The following is a 3129-nucleotide window of genomic DNA, read 5'->3' as shown; positions in this document are numbered from 1 at the left end:
GAAGCAGGCATATATCCCGGATTTATACGGCCAGGAGCGCCGCAGGCGCAAGGCCGGAAAAGAGGGGAAGCTGGGTGTGGAGGGAATGCGCCCGGAGGTGCTTTTGGACGCACTGGAGCGGGCGGGAGCCACCTTTGAGGGAGAAAACGCCCCCGCGTCTGCGGGAAAGCCCCTGACAAAGGCTGACCTCTATGGGATGGGTCTTACCGGGGGGCAGGACAGCGGAGAGAAGCGTCGGATACTGCTGCGGCGACTGGCGCTGCCGGAGCACCTGTCCGTCTCCGCCATGCTGGAGGCGCTGAACCTGCTGTACAGCAGGGAGGAACTGCTGAGCCTTCTGAGCGGAGAGCAACGACTTTAAGAATCGGAAAGTGAAAAAAAGGAACGCTGCACATTCTAAATTTGTGGAATATACACAAAAAACGATTTTTAAATATCGATATTTTTTGCATTCAAACAACTATATTCCATAATTCGACAAAATTCGACACAAAGGTATGGTAGAATGGCTGGTGTATCGACTTCCATCCGGCATAATTTGGGAGCAGGGCTGGGTTTTCACTGGCAGTTTGTCAAAAATGGGAGGGATCGCGGTTGCGCAGAGTGTTTATCGGGGAGACTGAGGTGCTGGGAGAAAAAACGTTTTATTACCTGTTGGAGAGTACGGACAAGCTTTTGGGCGGCTATGGAGTGGAAATTATTCGGGGAGACGAGCGGAGCCGCGTACATGGACTGGCGGTGTCCGGCGACAGGGTATGGCGGCTGGCGGAGCTGCTGCTTCGCTGTGCCGTGACGCCGGTGGCGCTGAAGGATGTGACAGAGGATTGGTTGATTTGCTGATGGGAGAGCGGATGTGTTCGGGTGCGGCAAAATCGGCGCCGCCTTCTGCCGATTCCTTTGGCGAGCGTTTCTCTTGCTTTTTCCGGGCGAAGTTTGTATAATGGACTTCTGATTATCGATCAAAGCAAAAGAGCGCCACAGGAAGGAAGGAAACGCAACATGGCAGAGGAACGCAAAATTCCGGAGTCGGAGACGCCGGAGAGCCGCAATTTCATCCAGACGTTTATCGAGGAGGACATTGCCCCCGGCGGACAATACGCCGGGATGACGGTTCACACCCGCTTTCCCCCCGAGCCCAACGGATATCTGCACATTGGCCACTGTAAGGCGCTGACCATTGACTTTGGTATGGCGGAAAAATACGGCGGCCTGTGCAACCTGCGGATGGATGACACCAATCCCACCAAAGAGGATGAGGAGTATGTGGACGCCATCAAGGAGGACATCCATTGGCTTGGCTTTGACTGGGGCGATCGCTTTTACTATGGGTCCGACTATTTTGAAGAGGATTACCGTCAGGCGCAGGGCCTTATCAAAAAGGGCCTGGCTTATGTCTGCGAACTGAGCCCCGAGGAATTCAGGAAATATCGGGGCGAAATTGGTGTGCCCGCCCGCAGTCCCTGGCGGGACAGGCCTATCGAGGAAAGTCTGGACTTGTTTGAAAGAATGCGCGGCGGTGAGTTTGAAAACGGACGTATGACCCTGCGGGCCAAAATTGACCTTGCCAGCGGCAACTTCAATATGCGGGACCCGGCGCTTTACCGCATCAACCACATGCGACACCACCGGCAGGGGGACAAATGGTGCATCTATCCCATGTACGATTTTGCCCACCCCATTCAGGATGCGCTGGAGGGGATTACCCACTCGCTGTGTTCTTTGGAGTTTGAGGCCCACCGCCCGCTGTACAACTGGGTGGTGGAACACTGCGACCTGCCCGCAAAGCCCCGGCAGATCGAGTTTGCCCGGCTGGGAATCGACCACACGGTGATGAGCAAGCGAAAGCTGCGCACCCTTGTGGAGGAGGGCGTGGTTTCCGGATGGGACGATCCCCGGATGCCCACCCTGTGCGGCTTGCGCCGCAGGGGGTATACGCCCCGGGCCGTCCGCAGCTTCTGCGAACGCATTGGCGTTGCAAAGGCCGCCAGCGTGGTGGAATACGGCTTTTTGGAGCACTGCCTGCGGGAGGATTTGAACGAAACCGCCCGACGGACCATGGCGGTGCTGCGGCCCTTGAAGCTAACCGTTACCAACTATCCGGAAGACAAGCAGGAAACCCTTACCGTGGAGAACAACCCCGTGGACCCGGAGGCCGGGACCCGGGAGGTGCCTTTTTCAAGGACAGTGTATATTGAGTCGGACGATTTCATGGAAGAGCCCGCTCCCAAGTACAAGCGCTTGTATCCGGGAAACGAGGTCCGTCTAAAGGGCGCGTATCTTGTGACCTGCACCGGCTGCGTCTTGGATGAGGAAGGCAATGTTACCGAGGTTTTGTGCGAATATGACCCCAACAGCCGGGGCGGCGACCCCGCCGACGGGCGGAAGGTCAAGGGAGCGACGATTCATTGGGTGGACGCCGCTACCGCTGTGGATGCGGAGGTGCGGCTGTACGACAACCTGTTTACCGACGCGGACCCCGACGGCGCGGACAAGAATTTTATGGACTATGTGAATCCTGCCTCGCTGGAAATTCTGCGGGGCTGCAAGGTGGAGGCGGAGCTGGCAGGCGCCGCTGCGCCCGCCAATTTCCAGTTCATGCGGCTGGGCTATTTCTGCCTTGACAACAAGGACTCCGCGCCGGGACGGCTGGTGTTTAACCGCAGCGTCAGTTTGAAGGACAGCTTCAAGAAGTAAGCGCGTTTCTCCTGTGGGAAATGGCTTGAGATATCAGGGAATTGTTTTGTATACTCCTAAAATGTTTTTCGCCCGGCGGTCAAAAGACCGCCGGGCGAAGTGTATTTAAAGTCAGTTTCCAGCAACTGAGAGGGATTATAAAATACAACCGGGAGCAAAAGCGCCCCGCTGTCTATTAGACAGCGGGGCGCTTTTCCACAGGAAGCTGTGGGAGCGGGTGATTCACGGCTTCGACGCTTCCGGACATTCCTTGCGCAGGGAGAGCAAAGGAAACGACTGCGCATACAGGAGTGGTTAAAAGGACGATTCTCGACAACTGCCGTCCAGCCAACCGCCAGTATAAGACCGAAGCCGCCCGCGGCCTTACCGCGGAACTCTTCACGCTACTAAAAGAACGTATGTAAAAAGTCGATCATTCAAAGCAGCCCGCAGTCT

3 protein-coding genes are annotated in these 3129 nt (G+C 56.4%); all 3 read left to right on the top strand.

Going from position 1 to position 3129, the window contains the following annotated elements:
• Positions 1 to 361, top strand: a 361-nt coding sequence (locus tag B2W96_RS07930) for a DUF4093 domain-containing protein (RefSeq protein ID WP_293009748.1), incomplete at its 5' end; no start/stop codon positions are given.
• A gap of 242 nt (positions 362 to 603) precedes the next feature.
• Entirely contained in the window at positions 604 to 840 is a 237-nt protein-coding gene (locus B2W96_RS07925; RefSeq protein ID WP_293009749.1) for a DUF6514 family protein, read from the top strand.
• 159 nt (positions 841 to 999) lie between these two features.
• Positions 1000 to 2694 (top strand): glutamine--tRNA ligase/YqeY domain fusion protein, encoded by a 1695-nt coding sequence (locus B2W96_RS07920; protein WP_293009747.1) that lies wholly within the window; start codon positions 1000 to 1002, stop codon positions 2692 to 2694.
• Positions 2695 to 3129: the final 435 nt, after the last annotated feature.

It is taken from the genome of Oscillibacter sp. UBA6647 (assembly GCA_002455655.1).
Classification (GTDB): domain Bacteria; phylum Bacillota; class Clostridia; order Oscillospirales; family Oscillospiraceae; genus Oscillibacter.
This window is presented reverse-complemented; position numbering and strand designations above follow the sequence as displayed.